The sequence below is a fragment of the Pseudoduganella lurida genome, assembly GCF_007830455.1.
GTDB lineage: Bacteria > Pseudomonadota > Gammaproteobacteria > Burkholderiales > Burkholderiaceae_D > Rugamonas > Rugamonas lurida.
Map to the genome: position 1 here is coordinate 82,664 of NZ_VLLB01000010.1, position 16,675 is coordinate 99,338.

13 protein-coding genes are annotated in these 16,675 nt (G+C 66.5%); 7 read left to right on the forward strand and 6 right to left on the reverse strand.

From position 1 onward, the window contains the following. The first annotated feature begins 117 nt into the window (after positions 1-117). The 4 genes from IP91_RS22120 to IP91_RS22135 all read left to right on the forward strand — a co-directional run bounded on the left by IP91_RS22120 (position 118) and on the right by IP91_RS22135 (position 4,000). The gene (locus IP91_RS22120; protein WP_145652056.1) at positions 118-1,317 is read left to right on the forward strand and encodes an acetyl-CoA C-acyltransferase; all 1,200 of its coding nucleotides are present in this window, start codon (positions 118-120) and stop codon (positions 1,315-1,317) included. After that, a complete protein-coding gene (locus tag IP91_RS22125; protein ID WP_145652057.1) occupies positions 1,317-1,985 on the forward strand; it encodes an SDR family oxidoreductase in 669 nt (222 codons plus the stop codon). Before IP91_RS22120 ends, IP91_RS22125 begins: the two co-directional genes overlap by 1 nt. 146 nt (positions 1,986-2,131) lie before the next feature. After that, positions 2,132-3,259 (forward strand): acyl-CoA dehydrogenase family protein, encoded by a 1,128-nt coding sequence (locus IP91_RS22130; protein ID WP_145652058.1) that lies wholly within the window; start codon positions 2,132-2,134, stop codon positions 3,257-3,259. Between the two features lie 60 nt (positions 3,260-3,319). Further along, entirely contained in the window at positions 3,320-4,000 is a 681-nt protein-coding gene (locus IP91_RS22135; RefSeq protein ID WP_145652059.1) for a response regulator, read from the forward strand. A 3-nt stretch (positions 4,001-4,003) separates the two neighbouring features. On the opposite strand, the gene IP91_RS22140 is transcribed toward IP91_RS22135, so the two are convergent. Next, positions 4,004-4,708, reverse strand: a complete 705-nt coding sequence (locus IP91_RS22140) for a hypothetical protein (protein WP_145652060.1) — start codon at positions 4,706-4,708, stop codon at positions 4,004-4,006. 221 nt (positions 4,709-4,929) lie between these two features. On the opposite strand from IP91_RS22140, the gene IP91_RS22145 reads away from it, so the two are divergent. After that, complete coding sequence (locus IP91_RS22145; RefSeq protein WP_145652061.1) at positions 4,930-6,240, forward strand: ATP-binding protein; 1,311 nt, start codon at positions 4,930-4,932, stop codon at positions 6,238-6,240. On the opposite strand, the gene IP91_RS22150 is transcribed toward IP91_RS22145, so the two are convergent. The 4 genes from IP91_RS22150 to IP91_RS22165 form a co-directional block, all read right to left on the reverse strand. Then, positions 6,215-7,129 carry a YihY/virulence factor BrkB family protein gene (locus IP91_RS22150; protein ID WP_145652062.1) on the reverse strand — a complete coding sequence of 305 codons (915 nt, stop codon included), beginning with the start codon at positions 7,127-7,129 and terminating at the stop codon, positions 6,215-6,217. The two genes, IP91_RS22145 and IP91_RS22150, sit on opposite strands and share 26 nt — an antisense overlap. Before the next feature lie 54 nt (positions 7,130-7,183). Continuing rightward, positions 7,184-8,257, reverse strand: a complete 1,074-nt coding sequence (locus IP91_RS22155; RefSeq protein ID WP_229474827.1) for a S66 peptidase family protein — start codon at positions 8,255-8,257, stop codon at positions 7,184-7,186. 10 nt (positions 8,258-8,267) lie between these two features. Then, positions 8,268-11,018, reverse strand: coding sequence for a TonB-dependent receptor domain-containing protein (locus IP91_RS22160; protein WP_145652063.1), 2,751 nt, complete (start codon positions 11,016-11,018; stop codon positions 8,268-8,270). A 200-nt stretch (positions 11,019-11,218) separates the two neighbouring features. Further along, positions 11,219-12,949, reverse strand: a complete 1,731-nt coding sequence (locus tag IP91_RS22165) for an ABC transporter substrate-binding protein (protein ID WP_145652064.1) — start codon at positions 12,947-12,949, stop codon at positions 11,219-11,221. A 132-nt stretch (positions 12,950-13,081) separates the two neighbouring features. On the opposite strand from IP91_RS22165, the gene IP91_RS22170 reads away from it, so the two are divergent. Together IP91_RS22170 and IP91_RS22175 are read left to right on the forward strand one after the other, a co-directional pair. After that, complete coding sequence (locus IP91_RS22170) at positions 13,082-14,320, forward strand: spore maturation protein (RefSeq protein WP_145652065.1); 1,239 nt, start codon at positions 13,082-13,084, stop codon at positions 14,318-14,320. A 9-nt stretch (positions 14,321-14,329) separates the two neighbouring features. Then, positions 14,330-15,946: a D-alanyl-D-alanine carboxypeptidase/D-alanyl-D-alanine-endopeptidase gene (locus IP91_RS22175; RefSeq protein ID WP_145652066.1), complete on the forward strand. Its 1,617-nt coding sequence runs from the start codon at positions 14,330-14,332 to the stop codon at positions 15,944-15,946. Between the two features lie 116 nt (positions 15,947-16,062). On the opposite strand, the gene IP91_RS22180 is transcribed toward IP91_RS22175, so the two are convergent. Beyond that, positions 16,063-16,674 carry a M15 family metallopeptidase gene (locus tag IP91_RS22180; protein WP_145652068.1) on the reverse strand — a complete coding sequence of 204 codons (612 nt, stop codon included), beginning with the start codon at positions 16,672-16,674 and terminating at the stop codon, positions 16,063-16,065. Position 16,675 lies beyond the last annotated feature (1 nt).

Genomic DNA, 16,675 nt, shown 5'->3' on the forward strand with positions numbered 1-16,675 from the left:
AGCCCGGTTCAACCCGAAGCCTCGGTATTTTTACAGCTCAGCCCGTGTCCATTTCCGGGTCTGACCCCAAGGTGGACACGGACTCTGCAGTAGTCACATCATCACTGGAGAATGAACATGAATGATCCTGTCGTTATTGTTGGTGCCGCGCGGACGCCCATGGGCGCGTTCCAGGGCGATTTCGCGGCGTTGTCGGCGAACGAACTGGGGGCCGTGGCGATCCGAGCGGCGGTCGAGCGGGCCGGGATTGCTCCCGAGCTCGTCGAGCACGTGTATTTCGGGAATTGCCTGATGGCGGGACAGGGCCAGGCGCCCGCCCGCCAGGCGCTGCTGAAGGCCGGCCTGCCGACCTCCACCGGCGCCGTCACGCTGTCGAAGATGTGCGGCTCGGCGATGCAGGCGGCGATCTTCGCGCATGACCAGCTGGTGGCCGGCAGCGCGGACGTCGTCGTCGCCGGCGGCATGGAGTCGATGACCAATGCGCCATACCTGGTGCCGAAGGGACGCGGCGGCTACCGCATCGGCCACGGCAATCTGTTCGACCACATGATGCTCGATGGCCTGGAGGATGCGTACAGCAAGGATGAAAAGACCGGCGGCGGCCGCTCGATGGGCACCTTCGCGGAAGAATGCGCGACGAAATACGCGTTCACGCGCGAGCAGCAGGATGCCTACGCGATCGCATCCGTGCAGCGCGCGCAGTCCGCCGCGAACGGCGGCAAGTTCGCCTGGGAGATCGCGCCGGTGACCGTTCCGGGCCGCGGCGGCGACACCGTCATCGACCGTGACGAAGGCCCGGCGAAAGCCAAGCCGGAAAAGATCCCGGCACTCAAGCCCGCGTTCAAAAAGGACGGCTCGATCACGGCCGCCTCGTCGTCCTCGATCAACGATGGCGCCGCGGCCCTCGTGCTGATGCGCGCATCGACCGCGCAGAAGCTCGGCGCAACGGTACTCGCAAAGCTGGTCGGCCACGCCACCAACGCGCTGGCGCCGAACGAGTTCACCACCGCGCCCGTCGGCGCGATTCAAAAGCTGCTGGCGAAGAATGGCTGGAAGGTGGCGGACGTGGATCTCTTCGAGATCAACGAGGCCTTCGCGGCCGTGCCGATGGCGGCGATGCACGAGCTGGACATCCCCCATGCGAAAGTCAACGTGCATGGCGGCGCCTGTGCGCTGGGCCATCCGATCGGTGCTTCCGGCGCGCGCATCATCGTCACCCTGCTGGGCGCGCTGCGGGACCGCGGCCTGAAACGGGGTGTCGCGGCGCTGTGCATCGGCGGCGGCGAAGCGACGGCGGTCGGCGTGGAGGTGCTGTAATGGCGGCGGCCCTGATCATCGGCGCCTCGCGCGGCATCGGCCAGGAACTGGTCCGGCAATACCTGGCGGACGGCTGGCGCGTGATCGCCACCGCCCGCAAGGCAGCGGACTGCGAGGCGCTGGCCACGCTGGGCGCCGAGGTGCACCAGCTGGACGTGACGAACGTGGAAGCCGTCGCCGGCCTGGGCTGGAAGCTCGACGACGAACATCTCGATGTCGCCATCCTCAACGCGGGCGTGTACGGCCCGCGGCACGACGGCTTTCCCGTGCAGGCCGATTTCGACAGCGTGATGCACACCAATGTGCTGGCGGCGATGCGGCTGCTGCCGATCATCGCGCCGCTGGTGGCCAGCACGCGCGGCAAGCTGGCCGTGATGTCCTCGCGCATGGGCTCGCTCAGCACGCGCGAAAGCGCCGTCGGCTCGCTGTACCGGGCCAGCAAGGCGGCGCTGAACTCGGTGCTGGTCGATACCGCGCTCACGTTTGGCGGCCAGGGCGCCACCTGTGTCGCGCTGCATCCGGGCTGGGTACGCACCGACATGGGCGGCGGCAGCGCCGACCTGTCACCGGAAGACAGCGCCGCCGGCATCCGCGCCACGCTCGCCGCCCTGCCCGCCTCGGCCAGCGCCACCTTCGTCACCTACGACGGCAAGCCGATCGGCTGGTAAGACATCAACAACAGCCGAGCCCGTGTCCACCTGGGGGTCAACCCCATTTTCGGACACGGCCTGAGCAGTAGCTAAGGCTGAGCTCGTGTCCGATTTCGGGGTTGACCCCCAGGTGGACACGGGCTGGACAATAAAACGGGAGAGACATGGTACTGAGCGAAGAACACCGGATGATCCGGGATGCGCTGCGGTCGTATGCGCAGGAGCGGCTGGCGCCGCAGGCGGCGCGCTGGGACCGCGAGCATCACTTCCCGAAGGATGAGCTGAAGGAGTTGGCGGCGCTGGGTGCGTTCGGCGTGGCGGTGCCCGAGGAACTGGGCGGTGCCGGCCTCGACTACGTGTCGCTGGCGCTGGTGCTGGAAGAGATCGCGGCGGGCGATGGCGGCACGTCGACCATCATCTCGGTGAACAACTGCCCCGTCTGCAGCATCGGCATGGCGTATGCCGACCAGCGCCAGCAGGAACAATGGCTGCGGCCGCTGGCAAGCGGCGCGATGCTGGGCGCGTTCTGCCTGACCGAGCCGCACACCGGCAGCGACGCGGCCGCGCTGCGCACCACTGCCGTGCGCGATGGCGACGAGTACGTGCTGAACGGCGTCAAGCAGTTCATCACCTCCGGCAAGCATGCGGACGTGGCGATCGTGCTGGCCGTCACCGACAAGGCCGCCGGCAAGAAGGGCATCAGCGCGTTCTGGGTGCCGACCTCGGCGCCCGGCTATATCGTCGCTGGCATCGAGCACAAGATGGGCCAGCACTCGTCCGACACCGCCCAGATCGCCTTCGACAACTGCCGCATCCCCACCGAAAACCGGATCGGCGAGGAAGGCGCAGGCTATAAAATCGCGCTGTCCGGCCTGGAAGGGGGCCGCATCGGCATCGCTTCGCAGGCCGTCGGCATGGCCCGCGCCGCCTACGAGGCCGCCTTGCGCTATGCCCGTGAACGCGAGACGTTCGGACAACCAATCTTTCAGCACCAGTCGGTACAATTCAGGCTGGCCGGCATGGCCACGCAGATCGAGGCGGCGCGCCAGCTGGTGCTGCACGCGGCGGCGCTGAAGGATGCCGGCGAGCCGTGCCTGAAGGAGGCGGCAATGGCCAAGCTGTTTGCTTCCGAGATGGCCGAGCGCGTCTGCTCCGATGCCATCCAGGTGCATGGCGGCTACGGTTATGTGAGCGACTTCCCCGTCGAGCGCATCTACCGCGACGTGCGCGTCTGCCAGATCTACGAAGGCACCTCGGATATCCAGAAACTGCTGATCGCACGGGCGCTGTAATCGCCTACACTGAATTGTCGCAAAACTGTATGGCTTTGTACCGGCGGGGAGGAGATTGCCATGTATCGAGTGATGCTGGTGGAGGACGATGCCCGCCTGGCCGACCTGGTCACGGAATACCTGGCGGGCTATGAATTCAAGGTCGATGTCGTCAGCCGTGGCGACGCGGCCGTGGCCCGCTTCAAGGCGGCCCCGCCGGACATCGTGGTGCTCGACCTGATGCTGCCGGGCCTGGACGGCATGCTCGTCTGCCGCCAGCTGCGCGACCTGACGAAGATCCCGATCCTGATCATGACGGCGCGCGAGGATTCCTATGATGAAGTCTCGCTGCTCGAACAGGGTGCGGACGATTTCATCAACAAGCCCGTGCAGCCGCGCGTGCTGCTGGCCCGCCTGCGCGCCCTGCTGCGCCGTGCCCAGGGCAAGCCGCCCAACGACCTGCTCACCTTCGGCGCGCTGGCGATTGCCACCAGCGACCGCACCGTCACCTGGCGCGGCGAGCCCTGCGTGCTCAGCAACACCGAATACAAGCTGCTGCTGGTGCTGGCCGAATCGGCCGGCACCGTGCTGTCGCGCGATGCGCTGCTGAAGAAGATGCGCGGCATCGAGTTCGACGGCCTGGACCGCAGCATCGACAACAGCATCTCGAAGCTGCGCCGCAAGTTCGACGATGCCGAGTCGGAGAAAATCAAGACGGTGTGGGGCGAAGGCTACCTGTTCTCGCCCTCGGCCTGGAGCTGACGGCTATTCGATCAGCGGCGTGATCGCCACCGGCACGTTCTGGCTGATCACCAGCGCCCGTTCCGGCCACTCGGCAAAGCGGTACAGCATCACCCGGAATGCCGCATTGGCATCGCCCTCGAAGGCCGCGCCTTCCATGGGCGGCAGCGTGGCGTCACGCAAGGGATCGCGGATGCGTACCTCTGCTTCGCTGGCGGGCACGAAGGCAAAGCGCACGCCGGCACAGTGGCGCCCCTGGTACGACGCATCCACGTAACGCATGTACTGCAGCGCCTGATCGCAGGCGGCGCGCAGGTCCGTACCTTCGTAGATGCCATCTACCCGCGCCACGATGGACAGCCGCGGCCCGAACGTGAAGGCGCTGACGCGCCGGTTCAGCACCAGCATGGCGTTCTCGTCGTACGCCGCCTTCAGCAGCGGCAGCACGGTGCGGCCGGTGACATCGAGCGGCAGGTTCAGCTGCGTGCTGCGACCGGACAGCGTCAGGCGCACGCCGTCCAGCGGCTGCTCCGGATCGTTCGGCGCCACCTGGTAATGCATCTGCAGGAAGCTCTTGGCCGCGCCATATTTCGCGAACGCCACCATGGTCCGGTAGGCATCGCGGTAGCTGATCCAGCCCGCCTCGCCGCCCTGCGCCCGGCACACGGGGGCCGCCAGCGCGGACAGCAGGCAGCCGGCCGCCAGCGTGCATCGCAGGCGTGCCTTCATGGACCTTCCGGACAGGCGGAGGGGAGCTCTTGCATGGCTGTGCATTCCGGCGGGACGCCTTTCGTCTTTGCTGGCTGCCGCGCTGGCCGCGACCAGCCAGGCGGAAACAGTCATTGCATGATAGCCAGCCGCCTGCACGGCGTCCGCCGCAAGATGTCGGGTTTTTGTCGCAAAATTGTCGGCGTGACTTTCCGTCACACGGCTTCCCCTACAATTGGACGATGAACCGCCTGTTCTTCCGCTTCTTCGTCCTCGTGATGCTGTCGACCAGCGTGGCGGCGTTCATCGTGTACTTCACGATCAACCGGCTGTTCGGCGACCCGCTGGCCAGCATCGCCCGCAACCAGGCGGCCGCACCGATCTTCCTGCTGGAGCAGTACGTGGACCAGGCCCCGCCGGACGGCTGGCTGGACCGGCTGAACAAGGTGCGCGAGGTGTCCGACGTGCGGTTCGACCTGGTGCCGCTGGCAACGGCGCGCCGGCAGCTGGCGGGGAAGGACCGTGATGCATTCGACCGGGGCGAAGTGGTCATCGATATCGCCCACCGTGCCCTGCTGCGCCGGGTCGACCTGACGGGCGAGCGCTACATCGGCAGCGAGGGCGAGGCGATCCATGCGCAGAACCTGCCCATCGATATCCGCGTGGCGCTGCAGATGGAAGGCCTGCGCTACGCCATCGTGGCGCTGGCGCTGCTGATCCCGATCGGGGTGTGGTCACGCTCGCACTGGCACGGTTTGCAGGCGCTGATGAAGGTGGCCGACAGCTTCGGCGCCGGCCAGCTGAAGGCCCGTGCGGCGCTGCAGCCCGGCGACAGCATCTACCCGCTGGCCGAGCGCATCAACCTGATGGCCGACCGCATCCAGACGCTGCTGGAAGCGCAGCGCGGCCTGCTGCATTCGGTGTCGCACGAGATCCGCACCCCGATCGCGCGCCTGGAGTTCGCGCTGGAACTGCTGCACGATACCGCGCAGGACACGCTGCTGCAGAAGCGCATCGGCAGCATGCAGGACGACCTGGCGGAACTGAAGGCGCTGGTCGGCGAGCTGCTGGGCATGGCCCGGCTGGACAGCGACCAGCCGCTGCGCTACGAGACGTTCGACCTGACGGAAGCGCTGCGCAGCTGTGCCCACGGCCTGCCGCCGGCGCCCGTGTCGCTCGACGTGTCGGTGCCGGACGGCATGGGGTCCTACTACGGCGATTGCCGCCTGCTGATGCGCGCCACCGGCAACCTGCTGCGCAACGCCCAGAAATACGCGAATGGCAGGGTAGCGCTTTCCGCCGCGAGCCGGCCGGGCGGCGTATCGATCACGGTCGACGACGACGGACCGGGCATTCCCGAGGAAGAGCGGGCCCACGTGTTCGAACCGTTCTACCGGCTGGACCGCTCGCGCGACCGCGGCACGGGCGGCTTCGGCCTGGGGCTGTCGATCGCCGGCAAGGCCGTCGCCCTGCATGGGGGAACGCTGACGATCGAGACGTCGCCATTGGGCGGTGCCCGCTTCACGATCAGCCTGCCTCCGGCGTCGTCGTAGTCATCGGCTGCGGCGACGTGTCCTCGCCGCGCACCACCTTCTCGTATTCGGCGATCACCTGCGCGCCGAACAGCAGCAGCGTGGCGCCGATCTCCAGGCTGAACATCACCACGATGGCCGTCGTCATCGAGCCGTACACCACGTTCACCTGCGACAGCGTGGTGAAGTACCAGACCAGCACGTGGCGGGCGATTTCCCACAGCACGGTGGCCGTCACGCCGCCGATCAGCGCGTGCTGCCAGCGCAGCGTCCCCACCGGCATCACCATGTAGATCGACGACAGCAGCAGCACCTCGCCGGCCAGTCCCAGCATGTACAGCAGCGCCCCGGACAGCCCCTGCAGCGACCATGCCACGCCGAACAGCCGCACGCTTTCCGCGCCGATCACCTGCAGGCTGCCGGCCACCAGCGTGACGACGAGCGCACCGATGCCCAGGCACAGGATGTAGCAGTACGGCAGCATCGCCGAGATCATGTAGTGGCGCTTGCGGGTGTCCACGCGGTGCAGGAAGATCACGCACATGGCGTTCTCCAGCACGGTAAAGGCCAGCGAACTGAAGAACAACATCGTCAGGCCCAGGAACCAGCCCACCAGGTCGCGGTGTTCAAGGAAATGCGCTACCTCGGTGACGATCGCCTTCGACTGCCCCGGCACCAGCCATTCGAGGTAGTGCCCGATGGTTTCCAGCAGCTCGGCCGGATCGATCACGTGCGACAGCGCCACCACCACCAGCATCACCAGCGGCACGATCGACAGCAGCGAGTAATACGCGACGGCGCCAGCCAGCAGCAGGCCCTGGTTGGCCTTGAAGCCCTTCAGGCACTGCAGCAGGAAGCGCAGCGGGTGGCCGACGACGTAAGTGACGGCATTGCGGTTGAGAATTGGCATGTTGCAATTCTAGCGAGCCTCTTGCCGGGATGACGCCCGGCTGGGCGCGCCCTGTCAGCGCACCGCAGGCTCCAGCAGCGTGAGCGTCTGGCGCCCGGTATCCATGCGTGCCTGCAGGCCCATCGGCAGCGTGAACTGGTGGCGGATGTGGCCGAACGACCAGCCGGTCACGGCCGGGATATGCAGGGGCGCGAGGTGCTGGTCGGTGGTTTCGTCCAGCGTCAGCGACGGGCCGTCGTCGGCCGGGCCGCAGCCTTCGAAGATGCCCAGCATGATGCCGGAGGCGCTGCCGAACGGCTGGTTCATGTCCAGCTGCATCATCATGCGGTCGACGCGGTACGGTTCCTCGTTCACCTCTTCCAGGAACAGCAGCGCGTTCCTGATGTCGGCCGCATAGGGCGTGCCGGCCAGCGCGCTGACGAGCGCCAGGTTGCCGCCCACCAGCCGGCCCGTCGCCATGCCCGGCACCACGGTGCGCAGCGCGAAGTGTTCGTGACCCGGCTCGTTGGCGGCCAGGCGGCTGTTTTCTACCGCCATCGGGATCACGTACTCGTTTTCCGGATACGTGAGCACGTTGAGCAGGTGCGTGGTGGCGTAGTCGGAGGGCGACGACATCGCCACGGGGCCGTGGAACGTCACCAGCCCGGCGTGCCGCCCGATCGCCAGGTGCAGCGCCGTGATGTCGGAATAGCCGACGAATATTTTGGGGTGCTTGCGGATCAGCGCATAGTCCAGGTGCGGCAGCAGCTGCATGGCGCCGGAGCCGCCGCGGATCGCCCAGATCGCCTTCACGTCCGGATCGAGGAACATGCCGTGCAGGTCTGCCAGCCGGTGCTGCCAGCTGCCGGCGTAATTGCCGTACACCTCCGCCAGGTGCCGGCCCAGCTTCACGTCGTAGCCCAGCGCGCGGACGTTGGCGATGGCCTTGTCGATCGCCGCCTGCGACACCTGCCCGGCCGGCGTGACGAGGCCGATGGTGTCGCCCGGCAGCAGCCGCGGAGGTTTGAGGAGCGCCATCGGTTTCGTGCGTGAAGAAGCGGCCACCGCCGGGGCGGAGACCATGGCGGTGGCCGATGCGGCCAGAGCGGCCACCGAGCGGCCGAAGCCGCGCCGCCCAGGGTTCGGCAAATGCGTCAACTTAGAAGAACTTGTACTTCAGCGTGACCGACAGCGCCCGGCCCCGCGGATCGGCCACGCGCGGATCCCAGCCGGCGCCCACCACTTCATCCACATTGTGTGCCGTGAACGGCGGGTCTTCGTCGAACAGGTTCTGGATGCCGGCCGTGATGGTCGTGTTCCTGAATCCCGTGTACGTGGCCGAGAGGTCGTACTTGGTGTAGTGGTGCACGCGCGGATCGAAGCCGGCCGGGAAGCCGCTCTTGCCGCCGTTCGGCACCTGGTCGTTGTAGCCCGATGCGTAGCGTTGCAGCAGCAGCGCGCTCCAGTCGCCCTTCGACACCGTGAAGCTGGCCGTGTGCTTCCAGCGCAGGTACACGTCGCGCGTGTTGAACATGCTGACTTCTTCCACGTACGGCTGGCCTTCGAACTCGGCGAACTTGAAGCTGTCCATGTAGGTGCCGTCCAGCACCGCGGCATACTTGTAGCCGGCGTAGTTGCCGTCGTAGCGCAGACCTACGTCCACGCCGCGCGTCTTCAGGCCCGCCGCGTTGATCCAGCCCGCCTCCACATGGTCGATCGCGCCGGTGGACGGATCGCGGATGATGTACTGGTTGAGGTACTGCCAGTTCGTCAGCACCACCTGCGGCGTGCGGTTCAGGATGCGGTCCTTGATGTTGATGGCCCACCAGTCGAACGATGCCGAGAAATTCTTGAACGGCTCGATGACGATGCCCAGCGTTCCCTGCTTCGACGTTTCGGGGCGCAGCGCCGGATTGCCGCCCGTGTTGTAGTCCAGGCGCGGGATGGCGCAGAAGTCCGGATTGCCCGGATTCTTCGCGCAGCCTTCCTGGTCGATCACGCCGTTCGGCAGCTCCTGCGACAGGCGGCCCGCATACAGCTGCGCGAAGCTCGGCGCCAGGAAGCCTTTATTGGCCGAGCCGCGCAGCAGCAGCCAGTCGGTCGGCTGGTAGCGGAACGCGATCTTCGGATTCGTGGTGGCGCCCACGACGCTGTAGTTGTCGCGGCGGATCGCCAGCTGCACTTCCAGGTCCTTCAGGATCGGCACGAGCGCCTCGGCATACACGGCGCGCACGTAGCGCGACGCTTCCGGCAGGTTGGCATTGCCCGGCGAGAGCAGGATCTGCGTGGCATCCACGTCGCCCGCGAAGCCGTAGGTTTCCTTGCGCAGGTCGAAGCCGGCGGCCATCGCCACCGCGCCGGCCGGCAGGTTGAACACTTCGCCGGAGATCGAGCCGTCCAGCTGCGTCATCGTCGTGCGGCCGTGCTGGAAGGCGCCGTAGTACTTGGTCGATTCGATCAGGTCCGTGGCCTGCTGCGTTTGGGACGCGCCCGGCGCAACCCACGGGTTGATGATGCCGCTGCCCAGCGCCGCATTGATCTTGCTGGTCCAGCCGTAGCCGTCCAGCAGGTCGACCTGCGCCTTGCTGCCCGATTTCGACAGGCCCAGCTTGTAGTCGTACTTGCCGGCCAGCGTGCCTTCCGCCGCGACGAGGGCACGGTAGTTGTCCATCGTGACGCCCTGCGTGCGGTTGCCGAACGGGTTGGCGCGCCACTTGTACAGGATCGGTTTCGTCTTGTCGTAGCTGGCGATGTACGGCGACAGGTCCTGGTAGTACGGGCCGTTGACGGGATACGCGTTGCCGGCGGCCAGCGTGGTAGAGATCTGCATCGGCGTCAGTTCGGCCGTCGCTTCCGTGCGCGAGCCCAGCACCTCCACGTACACGCGATGATCGCTGTTGATCTTGAACGTGCCGCGCGAAACGCCGGTGGTGCGCTCCACCGGGAAGCTCATCACATAGTCGCCGCCGTAGTCGTACGAGCACGAGTACTTCGTGCGCGTGATGGGCGTGACGTTGGTCCACAGTTCGCTGGCGTACTGCGACATGCCGGGCACGGAATCGCACTTGCCCTGCAGGCTCAGAAGGCCGGCCTGCAGGTACGTGGTGGCGTCGCCCGGCATTTTAAAACCGGTGCCCAGTGCGGAACCGGCACCGGTGAGGATGTTGGCATACGGCGTGCCGGTGGTATCCGGCGACAGGCCGCGGCCCGGCTGGTAGCCGTTGGCGAAATCACGCTGGCTGGACGACAGCTTGTCGTTCACCTCGCGCGACACGGTGGCCATCACGTTCCAGCCATCCGTCTCCAGGTTGCCCAGGCCGCCCAGCAGCGTGTAGCGGCGCTGCATGCCGCCACCCTCCTCCGTGCCGTTCAGGGTGGTGGAAGCTTCCAGTCCCTCGTAATCGGTCTTGAGGATGAAGTTGACCACGCCGCCGATGGCATCGGTGCCGTAGATGGCGGAGGCGCCGTCCTTCAGGATCTCGACGCGCTGGATCGCCGCCAGTGGAATGGAGTTCAGGTCGACGGCCTTGCCGCTGCCGCCGTTGTTGCCGAGCCGGCGGCCGTTCAGCAGTACCAGCGTGGCGTTCGGCCCCAGGCCGCGCAGCGACGCGAACGAGGCGCCGCCGGACGTGCGGTCGGCATCCGCGCCGAACACATTGTTCCCGGACGTCATATTGTCCGCACCCGTGCCGTTCGCCGACACGAGGCGCATCAGGCTCTCGGTATCGGTGACGCCGGCCTTCTGGATGGTGTCGAACGTAATCGTCTGCACGGGCAGCGCGCCTTCCTTCGCCACGCGCTTGATGCTGCTGCCGGTGATTTCCACGCGCTGCATGGGCGCGTCCTGTGCGATGGCCGGACCTGCAATGCCGATCAGCGCCACCATGTGCGCCAGTTTCTTGACCTTCACGTACTTCTCCCGATGATTGTGGTGGCAGGCGCCCGCCGGCCTTCGCTCTCCCGGCGCGCCCATGGCCGGCCAGTTGGCACTGTCGTGGCAGTCCCTATCCTGGCCGGTTCAGGTTAGCGCCTTGCAAAATGCGCCAGCCAATGAAAAATGCTCGCCCTGCCATAACCGAAGGGAATGACAGGGCGATGACTCGTCGGCATTTATTTTTTGCTCATTGTAGCCACGCGGGCCCGGCGGGATGGGTCGAGATCCAGATAACGCCAGTTGGTGAACGCGACGGGATGGCGCGTGTAGTTTTTTAGCCACGGTTGCCGGATGTCGGCGGAGATCGGATGCGTCAGCAGCACCCATGGCGTGTAGGCGTGCACCAGGTCCGCCATCTCGTTGTACAGCTTCGTGCGTGCCGGACTGTCGGACAGGCGCTGCGCCGCTTCGTAGCGCACGTTGTAGGCGGGCAGGTTGAAGCGCGCGTAGTTGGCGCGGCCCGCGTTCGGGCCATACAGCAGCTGGTAGAAGTTGTCGCCGTCGGGGAAGTCGGCCACCCAGTTCGTCTCGAACATCATCACCTTGCCCAGCCGCGAGGCCTTGATGATCTCCGTCTTCTTGTCCGTCTTGAATTCGACGCGCAGCGCGAGCGACTGGAAGGTCTTGCGCCACAACTCGTCGCGCAGGCGGCCCACCATCGACGGCTCGCTGTGCATCGTCAGCAGCAGCGGCGCACCGCCGGGCAGGGTGCGGTAGCCGTCCTTGCCGACGTGGTAGCCGTAGCGCTCCAGCAGCGCGCGCGCCAGCGGCAGGTTGTGCCGCACCGGACTACGGTACGCCGGGTCGTAGCCGAGCACATTGGGCGGCAGCGGCGTCTGCGCGGGAATCGCCAGGCCCTTCTTCAACAGCGCGATGTCCTCCGCGCTGTCGTAGGCCATGGCGATCGCACGGCGCAGCGCCACCTTGGCCGGCGTGTACCCACCGATGACCGGGTTCTCCATGTTCATCCACAGGTAGTACGTCTGCAGCACGGGGAACGGGTCGAGCACCATGCCCCGTTTGGCCAGCTCGGGTTTGAGCACCGGCCGCGGCGACGCGGGATCGAGCACCAGGTCGCGCATCGATTCCGGCACCTGCTCGATGTAGTCGAATTCGCCGTTCAGGTAGCCCAGCACGCGCGACTGGTACTCCTCCATGATCTTCACTTCCACGCGGTCGACCAGTGGCAGTTGTGTTCCGTTCTCGCGCTGGTGGTAGTCGCGATTGGCCAGCAGCGTGATGCGGTCGCTGCGCTTCCATTCGCCCAGCGTGAAGGGACCGCTGCCGACCGGGTGGTTGCCCAGCTGGCTGCCATACTTTTCCGCCGCTTCGCGCGCCACCACGCCGGTGGCCGGCAAGGCGAGATAGAACAGCAGGCTGGGGTCCGGTGCCTTCAGGCGGATCTGCAGCGTGTACTGGTCGAGGGCGCGCAGGCCTGCGATCGGCGTGGCGTAATCGAACCTTGTTTTGTAGGCTTCGTCACCGAGCAGCTTGTCCTCGAACAGGAACAGCCAGGGCGACTTCAGTGCCGGGTCGTACAGGCGCTGGATGGTGTACACGTAATCGGCCGCCGTGACCTCGCGCGGCTTGCCGCCGAAGACGGCGTCGGGCGCGAAGTGCATGCCGGGCTTCAATCGGAACGTCCACGTGGTGCCGGCCGCATCGACGGTGGGCATCGCCACCAGCGTGTTCGGCACCAGCTTCACGGGCCGCGCCAGGTAGTCGTAGCGCAGCATCGGGTCGAACAGGTTTTCCAGCAGCGACAGGCTGGCCAGGTCGGAGGCGACGGCGGGATCGAGGCCCGTTTCGCCGGTCGAGAGCAGCGCGTGCAGCACCTTCGGTTCGGCATGGACGAGCGGGGCGCAGGCCAGGAGCAGCGCGGCGGCAAGGGTACGGAATCGGTTCATGTGCCGTGAGCATAAAGGAGCGGGGCGGCGCGCGCCAGCCATAACTTTTTCTCATGCGCGCACCGCAATCTTTCATGCAGGGCTCTATACTTTGCCTGCAAAATCGCAGCACAACAGTCAGGATTCGCCCCCATGTCATTAAACTATATCTGGTCAGGCTTCTTCCTCGTCGGCTTCGCGGCCGCGCTGGCCCAGTGGATCTTCCTCGGCGATACGGAGATCTTCAAGAAGATCATCGACGGCACGTTCGAATCGGCGCGCAGCGGCGTGATGGACATCGCGCTGCCGCTGGCCGGCGTGATGACGCTGTGGCTGGGCATCATGAACATCGGCGAAAAGGCCGGCGCCATCGGCTGGTTCGCGAAGGTCATCTCGCCGTTCTTCTCGCGCATCTTCCCCGAGGTGCCGAAGGACCATCCGGCCACCGGCCACATGGTGATGAATTTTTCCGCCAACCTGCTGGGCCTCGACAACGCCGCCACGCCATTCGGGCTGAAGGCGATGGAAAGCCTGCAGACGCTCAATCCGGACAAGGACACGGCCAGCAACGCGCAGATCATGTTCCTGGTGCTGCACACCTCCGGCCTGACGCTGATCCCGCTGGCGATCATGGCGCAGCGCGCGATCCTCGGCGCAGCCGATCCTTCCGACATCTTCATCCCCTGCCTGATCGCCACCTATGTCGCCACCGTGGCCGGCATCATCGCCGTGTCGATCCGCCAGCGCATCAACCTGTTCGATTCCGTGCTGCTGTCCTGGATGGGCGGCATCACGGCGGCCATCGTGGCGATGATCTGGTACTTCACCAACTACCTGTCGAAGACGGAGATCGAGACGGTGTCGAAGGTCGTCAGCAATCTCGTGCTGATGGGCGTGATCACCGTGTTCCTGGTGGGCGCGCTGCGCAAGAAGGTCAATGTGTACGACGCGTTCATCGAAGGCGCCAAGGGCGGCATCCAGACGTCGATCACGGTGATTCCATATCTCGTCGGGATGCTGGTGGCGATCAGCGTGTTCCGCAACGCGGGCGTGTTCGGCTTCATCGTCAGCGGCTTCGAATGGCTGTTCTCGGCATTGGGCTTCAACACCGACTTCGTGCCGGCGCTGCCGACCGCGCTGATGAAGCCCCTGTCCGGCAGCGGCTCGAAGGCGATGATGATCGACACGATGAAGACCTACGGCCCGGATTCCTTCGTGGGCCGGCTGGCCTGCATCTTCCAGGGCTCGGCCGACACCACGTTCTACATCGTGGCGCTGTATTTCGGCTCGGTGGGCATCCGCAAGACGCGCTATGCGATCTCCTGCGGCCTGATCGCCGACCTGGCCGGCGTGATCGCCGCGATCTGCGTGGCCTACGTGTTCTTCGGTTAAGGTAGCCCCATGAAATTACGCCATCTGCTGCTCGTCTCCCTACTCGCCTTTGGCAGCGCGCGTGCCGAACTGCCCGACGCCGTTGCGCGCCTTGCCGCCGCTGCCGGCATTCCCGAAAATGCCATCGGCGCCGTGGTGCTGCGCGGCGACACGATCCTCGTGTCGAACGAAGCGGACCAGCTGATGCGGCCCGCATCGTCGATCAAGCTGTTCACCACGATCGTCGCGCTGGAGGAACTGGGCCCCACGTTCCGGGGCCGTACCGAATTGCGCAGCAGCGGCACCGTCGCCAACGGCGTGCTGAAGGGCGACCTGATACTGCGGGGCGGCGCCGACCTCGATTTCAACGAGGACGCGCTGACGCACCTGCTGGAACGCCTGCGCGCCCAGGGCATCCGCAAGGTCGCGGGCGACCTGGTGCTGGACCGCCAGCTGTTCCAGCCGGCGCGCACGGACCTGGGCAAGCCGCCATTCGACGAATCGCCCGAGTCGTATTACAACATCATCCCCGATGCACTGCTGCTGAACCTGAACCTGCAGCGGCTGGACCTGCAGTCCTCTGCCAGCGGGGTGCAGGTGCAGGCCTTGCCGGCGCTGGACGGCGTGACGGTGCGCTCGGCGCAGACGCTCGTCGATGGCGATTGCGCCGAATGGGAAGACGGCTGGAAGACGCCGGAAGTGGTCAGGGACGGCGGCCGGATCGCGGTCGTCCTGAAGGGCACTTTCCCGCGCCACTGCAGGCAGTCGTACAACGTGAACGTGCTCGATCGCGATGATTATGCCGACCGGCTGTTCCGCACGACGTGGAAGCGGCTGGGCGGCACGATCGCCGGCCGCACGCGCACGGTGGACCTGGCGGCGCACACGTCGGCCGTCACCGCCGCCGCGGTGGCCCAGGGCGCAATCGGCGCTGACGGCACTGCGACTGCGATGGCCGACAGCGGCACGCGCCTGCTGGCCGAACACGTGTCGCGCGCGCTGCCGGAACTGGTGCGGGATACGCTGAAAATGTCGGACAACGCGCTGGCCCGCACGCTGTACCTGTCGCTGGGCAGCCTGCAACCGGACCCGGTGCTGGGCAGCCGCCCGCTGCCCGCCGGCGAACAACTGGCGATGCTGATGGCGGCCCATGGCAACGGCAAAGCAACTGCCCAGGGCAGCGAAGGTGACCGGGGCGTAGTGGCCAGCACGCAGGCCCGTGCCGAAGGGGTGGTGCGCCGCTGGCTGAAACGCCACCGGATCGACGACAGCGGCCTGGTGATCGAGAACGGCTCCGGCCTGTCGCGCATCGAACGCGTGCGGCCCGTGCAGCTGGCCGCGCTATTGACCGCGGCGCAGGATTCGCTGTGGGCGCCGGAGTTCCAGGCCGCGCTGCCGATCGCCGGCATCGACGGCACGATGCGCCGCCGCCTGGCCGCCAGCCCCGCCGCCTCGCGCGCCCGCCTCAAGACGGGCACGATGAAGGGCACGGTGGCACTGGCCGGCTACGTGCCGGATGCGAACGGCGAGCAGTGCATCGTCGTGGCGATCGTCAATCATGACAATGCGGGCAACGGCGTGGGACGGGGGATCGTCGATGCGCTGGTGGACTGGGTGGCCAACAGCAGTGCGGGGAGTGCGATGTAGCAGGACAGTCGCTGGAATTTTCAATTGATTTATATTTTCACGTGCCGTGAAAACTACGTAAAAATGAAAATGGCAGCACCTGGCACCATGGACCCGATCACGTCTCGTGACCGCGGCTACAGCACCCGTACGAACTCCGCCCGCACCCGCACCCGATCCCCGCAATCGAAGTGCCACCACTCGCTGTTGATGCCGACGAAGCCGGCCTGGAACATCGCGTCGCGCAGCAGCTGGCGGTTGGCGATGTGCGCTGCGCTCAGGGTGCCGTTGGCCAGCATCTCGTCTTCCAGCACGGGATGCGAGGCGTGGGTCATGTCGTCGAAGCCGGTGCCCATGTCCAGCTCGCGGCCATCGGCATCGAGGATGGTGACGTCGACCGCCATGCCGAACGAGTGAATGGAGCCGCGCGCCGGGTCGGCCAGGTACATGCGCAGGCCGGTGTCGGCCAGTGCGTCCCACAGCTGTTCCTGCACGCGGTGCGGACGCAGCGCATCGAGGATCAGCAGCGTGCAACCGGGGCGGTACTGCGCGAGCCAGGCGACGGCGCGTTCGATCGCTTCGGCCGCCTCGCGGTGCAGCCAGGCGCAGTCGAGCGGCGAGTACAGGTCGCGGCCGACGAAGTTGTCGCGGCCCGCGTAGCGCAGGTCGACGGCGATGCCGGCGATCGTCGACAGGTGCCGGAAGTCCGGGCTGCCGGGGACTTCTTCGCTGGTGATGGTGAAGCTCATG